This is a genomic window from Bradyrhizobium uaiense (assembly GCF_010811875.1).
Taxonomy (GTDB): Bacteria; Pseudomonadota; Alphaproteobacteria; order Rhizobiales; family Xanthobacteraceae; genus Bradyrhizobium; species Bradyrhizobium uaiense.
This window is the reverse complement of record NZ_VKHP01000034.1, coordinates 42,642-50,032: the sequence shown is the minus strand read 5'-3', so window position 1 is coordinate 50,032 and position 7,391 is coordinate 42,642. Positions and strand designations below refer to the sequence as shown.

The following is a 7,391-nucleotide window of genomic DNA, read 5'->3' as shown; positions in this document are numbered from 1 at the left end:
CCAGGGGCGGTCAGACGAGGCGCGCTGAAAGGTTTGTCCTTGCTCGATTGATGACGGTTGACCTTGTAGCGGTGTGTCGGATTGCCGCAGGCATGAACATACTGAGCCATCTTAGTGGGGATGAAGTCCCGAGGCGTCGGCAGCATCATCAGGCCTCTGTGCTCGAATTGGAGCTGATCCGATCGTCGGGAAATGGCAGCTCGTCTAGTCGGAGGTCAATGCAGCTTCCTGCGGCATGACCAATGACATCGGCGTTGCCGGTCGACTTCGGAACTTCATCCCCACTAAGATGGCTCAGTATGTTCATGCCTGCGGCAATCCGACACACCGCTACAAGGTCAACCGTCATCAATCGAGCAAGGACAAACCTTTCAGCGCGCCTCGTCTGACCGCCCCTGGAAGAGGTCACAAAGCGCCGCAGCAGCATATGGAAGGTCACCATGTCCGACACCCATACCCGCGACCCCTCGTGGAAAACCGACCTGATCTGGCACTATTTCCACAGCGTCACGACGGCAGCCAAGGCGCCCGCTGCCTATCGCAAGTTCTACAGCAACCAAGACCCCAGCGACGAATTGGACAACCGCCATCGCGTCTATGAAATGCTGGTGGACGAGCCGCTCAACACCCGTCCCATTCTGCTGGCGACCGCGGACGAGTCGATGGAAAACTACAAGAAGAGCAAGCTGCCATGGAACCAGAACAATGCCGGATTCCTGAAGGCAGTGAACAATGAATATTGGTGCGGCTCGATCCTCAAGATCGTATTCGTCCGCTACATGGGTTGGAAAATGGTCGAACCGACGGCTCGTGACCAGGTAAGCGCGGGCCGCGATCCCAGCAAAGCGGTGGATTGGACAATCAAGAACCTCGAAAACAAGGTGCCGGTACGAGCCTCACTCGGCGGTGCCCACTATGTCGGCATCGTCGGCCACCGCACTGCAGGAGCCGACAACAAGGTCACAGAGTTTCTGTGCCTCGACCCTTGGGCATATGGCATCGACGGCGGAAACATGGACATGAAATATGCCGGCACAAAGACCGCGTTTCTCGGGATTAGCAAACGCGACGGCGCGATATGGACTTATAGCAACAAGGCCGTCGCCTTCGTTGAACGGCCATCCTAGAAAATCATGGCAGTGGATAGCCCTCATTCTCACGCGCCGCCGCGCAGACCGCTCGTGAATGTGGAACAGTCTAAGAAAATTATAGAGATCTACCGCCCCCAACGGTCTTGCCAGATTTTCTCTCCAATCCAACAGGGTACGCGCGGTTCATTCTCTATAACTGGAACGACCAACCGCTCCGGCGTACGACCCGCCACCTCAAAGACTAACTTGGTGCGAATTGCCTCTTTCATCTCGTCGCGCAGCTTGATGGAGACCACAAACAAACCCGGCCCTCCAATCACGCAGTCTTCATAGTACCAATCGAGATTATTGATATCCATGGCGTTAGTCGACGGTTCTTTGATCATGATCGGCAGGCCATTGATCGCAATGCCTTTCTCAATTGCGGCATCACGTGCAATGGTAACCGGTATGCCATTGTTATTGGGACCGTCACCAGAAATGTCGATCACGCGTCGCGCTCCCAAAAACCGATTCTCGTAGAACAGCGGAACGGCGAAATTGAACGCGCCAGAGATTGATGTACGTGAACCTCGGCGCAATGGGGCTTTCATGATTTCATCCGCCACCGCACCAGCGGATTCCGGCCCATCAATCACACGCCAAGGAATAATAACTTTCTGATCGCTCGACGCCGACCACTCGAAGTATGTGACAGCTATCTTACTAGTCGGTCCTTGCTTGAGGGCCTGGAGAAATTCCTTTGATGAGATCGCCTCGGCATACCCTTCGCGCTGAACGGCCAATTCGTCCATATCCATCGAGTAAGAAACGTCAACAGCGATAACAAGCTCGAGGTCCACCGATACGGAAGCCTCGCTGCCGTCGCTTCGTTGAGAGCCGAGGTTTCTCGGTCCAGCCGCGCCCGCCGAGATAGCTCCGGCAACGAGCATAGCTCCGATTGACATAGCCCAGCGCATCATAACCTCCACGGACCAAAGGTGACACGGATGGCGGAGCCATTCAAATCCGCCAACCCGACCTCCAGGAAATGTGCATCTCGCCTGTCCGGTGCGCCGCTCTAAAGACCGAATAATTCATAAGAGACTGACAATTTCCACCCTGCTCCAGACCAATCCTAAATGAGCGGAGGCGTATCCGTTGGCGAAATCAATCGCTACATTATTGGACAAAGCTCGCCGGCTCAGAACTTTTTGAACAAATCAGCTGTCGCAAGCCGATAAATTACCGCGATAGATATGGAGCGAGTTGTCTGGAACATGCCTGAGGACATCTAGCACGCGATAATCAATGTTGTGCGCTCAGCGTAAGAGAGACGACCGCGGGTGCGTCAAAACGGTTGAGACATGCCAACTGAACCGTCTCATTGTTACCCGCCAAGCAGCGCCGTCTTCTCAAGCTCGGCGGCTGTCCATGCCCGAACGAGAGCGCGGCGATAGATCTGACGAGACCGGCCTTGATCCGCTCTGCTCCATGAGGCGACGCGCACTTATTTTGGATGTCCTTCCACCGCCAAGGGATGGAACTTCGGTCGGCGAGCCTGACCTGTAGCCAGCACCACCAGCCACCGCGCAAAGAGCGGAAACCGAAATTATTTCAATGCTTTATTTTCGGCCCGGCATCGGGCCGGCTACCCGTTGGTTTACACTCTTCCGTGTGCAGTTGAACGTCTTCGCCACCCTGAACGACAACATTCAGAAATGGATTGGACCTGGGATTGGTAGCTGTGCGGAGAAAGGCCGTCCGACGCGGAGTCTGCCACGGCGGAATTTGCGCGGGGCCAACTTCGATAAAGCTACCATTGTTTCGGGCAGATTCTGGACGGCGGCCATGAGCTTGTACGCACACTTCAGAGTTTTTGTTCTTCTTGCGGCTTCGGCTCTACTCGCTTCGCAGCCCGCATGGGCAACGAAGCGAGTGGCTTTGGTAGTCGGAAATTCGAACTATCAAAATGCGCCGTTGCTTCCGAATCCTGCCAATGACGCCACCGCTATCGCCGCGACCTTGAAGGGCGCCGGGTTCGATTTAGTGGAATCCCGGCAGAACCTGACCTCGAGCGACATGCGGCGGGCACTGAGGGATTTCGCCGATCAAGCTCGCGATGCAGACATCGCGATCGTTTACTATGCAGGTCACGGAATCGAGATCGACGGGACGAATTATCTGATTCCGACGGATGCCAGACTTGAACGCGACACTGATATCTATGACGAGGCCTTCTCGCTCGATCGCATCCTACTCGCGATCGAGCCGGCGAAGCAGCTGCGCATCGTGATCGTTGACGCATGCCGCAACAATCCATTCGCCGACACGATGAAACGCACCGTTGCTTCGCGCGCGATCAGCCGGGGGCTCGCCCGGGTCGAACCCGCCGTATCCAATACGCTGATCGCATTTGCGGCCAAGGCCGGACTGACCGCACTCGACGGCAACAGCAAGAACAGTCCTTATGCGACAGCGCTAGTCAAGTACATCGCAAAGCCTGGACTCGACGTGCGTAGGGCTTTCGGCTTCGTCCGCGATGATGTCTTGCAAGCTACGGGAAATCGACAGGAGCCTTACGTTTACGGCTCGCTGGGGGGCGAGGACGTTGCGCTTGTGCCAAAGGCCGAGGAGCAGGTACCGCCGGCGGTCAGCGCCTCATCGGAAATTCGCCGCGACTATGAGTTGGCGCTGCAGGTCGGCAACAAAGCCGCCATGGATGCGTTTCTCGCCCAGCATCCTGACGGCTATTACGCAAATCTTGCCAGGCTTCAGCTCAATCAGATCGACGCGGAGGACGCGCGCATTGCCGCGACCCGGAAGGCGCAGGAAGCGGAGCAGCAAAAAGCCCGGCTTGCGTCCGAAGGTGCCCAGCGAGCCGAGCAGGAAAAAGCGGCCGCAGATTTCAAGGCCGCGGAGGACGCCCGTATCACGGCAGAAAGGACAAAGCAGGCAGCGCAAGAGCAAGCGACCGAGGCCGAGCGGAGGCGGGTGGCATCCCAATCCTCGACGGTCGCCATACTTTCCTCGAACGGGCCCGTGCCCGACAGCGCCAAGCCGAATGATCCTGCACCCGCTGTCAACTCCCAGAATAGCGAGGGTGCGAAAGTTGCCGCCTTGAACACGGCACCGCCGCAGCAGAATCTTGCCAAATCAGTTCAGAGCGAATTGAGCCGGGTTGGCTGTTTCACAGGCTCCATTGACGGTGAGTGGAACGCCGCCTCGCGTCGTTCCCTAGGCTTGTTCAACCGGCACGCCGGAACCAAACTCGACGTCAAGCTTGCAAGTCTCGATGCGCTCGATGCGATCAAGCTGAAACCGACTCGGGTTTGCCCCCTGATCTGCGAGCACGGCTACAAGGCGGACGGCGACGAATGCCGCAAGATCACCTGCGCCGAAGGCTCGTTCCTCAACGAGGACAACGAATGCGAGAAGAGTCACGGGAAAAAGCCGGTGGCGAAGCGCAATATGGATGAGCGCCCGTCGCGCGCCGATCATTCGGTACGCAGTATCTCCGAGCCGCGAGCTGATGTTCCGCGACGAAGGCAAGCCACTGCAAGGTCCTCAGCCGGCAGCGGCCAGATCGTGTGTGATTCTTATCTATGCCGCCCGGTCCGTCACGGGTGTCATCTCGATTACCGTGGCGGCGGAGGTCCCGGCGGCGGTACCGGCAATGTTGAAGTCTGCAACTAGGACAGCATGGACAACGGCGCGCTCGACATCGTGTACGGCCGCCGACTGCTCCGCAATTGACGATGCTGGCGGCAACAGAGCTGAAGCCCTGGCCCTTCGGCCACAAGAGTATTCACCACATCGCGTGGGACGATCTCCTCAACCGCCCGAGTAAGCCAACGCGATCGCTTGCCTACTTGATAGAGTATGATTTGATGTCGAATGACCAATTGTTCGACACCAGCTTTCCACTGCCGCTGTCCGTTACACGCAACTGACGTGTCCAATCGGACAGATAGCTCAACGTATCGGCCGGCCCCTGAATCTTGCGCTGAACGTCTGGCAAATCAAGCAATTGCACACGTCGCTCGCTCAGGATCGCAACGATCACGGCAGACCCAGCCGGTGGCGCGACGACATACTCAAATCCACGTTGTTGTGCCGCAGGAGTCGGAACAATGAATTGGACGCCAGGCTTCACAAGATTCATGTCTCGTTCGATCGACTGCGCCAATAGCTCGGCGGTTGGAAAGATCTGGGACATCCGCCCTTCCGCATCAACATCCACGAGTATCAGATAGCCAGCCTTTTTGGCGGTTAGGCCGAATGACACCTTGCCGCCAATGTTAACTGTTGGACCCGGCAGGATTTCAAGCGACACGCTAGCAGCGTTTGTCGAGCCGCGGGGGGCCTGTACATGCCAGAGCATTGGAGTATCTCTCGCGGCAGATGGAAATGCCGATGGCAGCGGCGCGGCGCTCACGATCCCGCTTCCCGCCGCCGAGAGCACCAGCGCGAGCCATGATTGCTTCTGGAAAACCGGCTTCGCTGACGACATGACCTGCAGTCACAGCATTGTCAGGGAACGCTGAAAAAGCCAATAGACGCGATCCGCGCATCCGCCGGCAGATAGCGCTCCAGACTCTTGATCATCTGCCCCGAGGCGCGACGCCGGTTGAGCTGCATCAGGACCGTCTCTAGATCAACCATTCGCTGTTGCGAAGTCACCGCAACGATCTGCTCGGCACCGAACGGCTCGCCCACCCGAAGAGGCAGCCGCAGATTTACTGATCGGGTAAGCGCGGCATCGGAACCCACCGGATACAGCATTTGGATCGTTCCATCTCCGGACACGTTGAACAGTAGCACCGCCCGCGAACCGACGTCGGACAATTCGACCTCGACAGTCTGGCCGCTGCGCTGCTGTCGATCATCCGGCCAAATACGCATCGGCTGCGGCGACTGCGTCGCCATGCGCTTGAGCTCCCGAATTGCCGCAGTTCTGTTGACCACCGTCGGCAAGCCGTCAACGTCAACACCATAAGCGACCACATCGCCCCAGGCGATTACGTCATGCGACACGGGGTCCCAGATCAGGTCGGGATTATCGGTTGGTTGAACGGCCTGCACACTGGCGTCCTGTGGTTTGACGTTCGCGAAATAGCTGATCTTGCCGTCAAGCGCCGCCAAGCGGATCGGTGTTATGAGACGGAAGGGCGGCAGCGCGGCACCGGGCGCGGCCGAGCCGGTCGCAGCGACGCCGGCCGGAGCGGTTTGCGAAGCGGCCGTAAAGGCCGGCGGCGCGGGGGTTTGTTTCTCGACGGGCGCGACGGCAGGAACCTGAGCGGGAGCAGCTCTCGCGGCCGTCCCCTGGATCAGCACTACGCCGCGCGTCAATTCGAAGGCGACCTCGGTCTCCGGCATCTGCGCCGGCGACGATACCGTCACGATGTTCTGGCGTTGGTCGGACAATTGATAGACCACCTGCCGAACATTGCTGAAAAGCTCCTTCAGCGTCACTTTTCCATCATGATTGATGTCCGCGTTGCCCCCCACGGCTCGCGCAACGGCATAACTCAAAGCGCCGCGCAAGCCATCGATCCCGGGAATCCGCACTTCCGGCGCCTTGGTGTAACGATCAACCGCAGCAATGAACGCAGTGTGGTCGAGATCGAGCTCGGACTTCGGGTCGTCGCTGCTCGACACTGGCTTCAATTCATCAACCAGCAGTGTGTAGCGTGGCACCTGTCGAAAGCTCATCTCCGCCGCACGCGGATCGATATCGCGCACCATTCCGCCGCCGTGGCAGGTATCCGCAACGAAGATCACTTTTGCGCCGCGCAATTCGAATTGCCGGATGAAATGGTTGAATTCGCTTCCTAGAATGCGTTCGACCGATCCGGCCGGCGTGGTCGCGAATTCGGGCAGCAGGAACACGTTCTCCATTCCGTCCGGTTCGGAGCCCTTGATGCGCTCCGGCTCCTGCGAGCCGTGACCTGCAATCGATAGGAAGATGAGATCGTTGCTCTTAGTCCGCTCCACTAGCAAGCTGATTTCACGCAGCACGCTTGCCCTATCGGCCTGCGCATTGGTCAGCTCGACCACATCGCTGACGCCCATGGTCCGCAAGCTGGACACGATGTCGTTGGCGTCGGCGACCGCACCCTTCAGTTTGCGTACGTGCTGGTAGTCGTCGATGCCGATGACGAGCGCCCGGAGAGCCGCACCGTCAGGATTGCTTATCGACAGTTCGCCCGCTGCATGCGCGCGTGGGGCTAGCAGACCGATCAGGGTGAGCAGGATTGCGGCACACAGCAAGCCGGATTTTTGATCAAAGCCGTTCAGCGATCGCATCGTGATTCACCT

Annotated in this window: 5 protein-coding genes; 2 read left to right on the top strand and 3 right to left on the bottom strand. The window is 58.2% G+C overall.

Translation table 11 applies throughout. The features are described from left to right. The first annotated feature begins 440 nt into the window (after positions 1-440). Positions 441-1,127, top strand: a complete 687-nt coding sequence (locus tag FNJ47_RS11355) for a hypothetical protein (RefSeq protein ID WP_163153160.1) — start codon at positions 441-443, stop codon at positions 1,125-1,127. A gap of 89 nt (positions 1,128-1,216) precedes the next feature. Here the strand turns inward: FNJ47_RS11355 and FNJ47_RS11350 are convergent, their stop codons facing one another. After that, positions 1,217-2,050, bottom strand: coding sequence for a DUF1194 domain-containing protein (locus FNJ47_RS11350; RefSeq protein WP_163153159.1), 834 nt, complete (start codon positions 2,048-2,050; stop codon positions 1,217-1,219). Between the two features lie 871 nt (positions 2,051-2,921). Here FNJ47_RS11350 and FNJ47_RS11345 point away from each other — a divergent pair. Further along, positions 2,922-4,766 carry a caspase family protein gene (locus tag FNJ47_RS11345; protein WP_235999830.1) on the top strand — a complete coding sequence of 615 codons (1,845 nt, stop codon included), beginning with the start codon at positions 2,922-2,924 and terminating at the stop codon, positions 4,764-4,766. Positions 4,767-4,938: 172 nt separating this feature from the next. On the opposite strand, the gene FNJ47_RS11340 is transcribed toward FNJ47_RS11345, so the two are convergent. After that, a complete protein-coding gene (locus FNJ47_RS11340) occupies positions 4,939-5,583 on the bottom strand; it encodes a DUF4384 domain-containing protein (RefSeq protein WP_163153158.1) in 645 nt (214 codons plus the stop codon). Positions 5,584-5,603: 20 nt separating this feature from the next. Beyond that, the gene (locus FNJ47_RS11335) at positions 5,604-7,379 is read right to left on the bottom strand and encodes a caspase family protein (protein ID WP_163153157.1); all 1,776 of its coding nucleotides are present in this window, start codon (positions 7,377-7,379) and stop codon (positions 5,604-5,606) included. Positions 7,380-7,391 lie beyond the last annotated feature (12 nt).

Excerpts from the sequence above, each read along its gene's own strand:
- FNJ47_RS11355 (WP_163153160.1), top strand. The coding sequence starts at position 441 with ATGTCCGACACCCATACCCGCGACCCCTCGTGGAAAACCGACCTGATC.
- FNJ47_RS11350 (WP_163153159.1), bottom strand. The coding sequence starts at position 2,050 with ATGCGCTGGGCTATGTCAATCGGAGCTATGCTCGTTGCCGGAGCTATC.
- FNJ47_RS11345 (WP_235999830.1), top strand. The coding sequence starts at position 2,922 with ATGAGCTTGTACGCACACTTCAGAGTTTTTGTTCTTCTTGCGGCTTCG.
- FNJ47_RS11340 (WP_163153158.1), bottom strand. The coding sequence starts at position 5,583 with ATGTCGTCAGCGAAGCCGGTTTTCCAGAAGCAATCATGGCTCGCGCTG.
- FNJ47_RS11335 (WP_163153157.1), bottom strand. The coding sequence starts at position 7,379 with ATGCGATCGCTGAACGGCTTTGATCAAAAATCCGGCTTGCTGTGTGCC.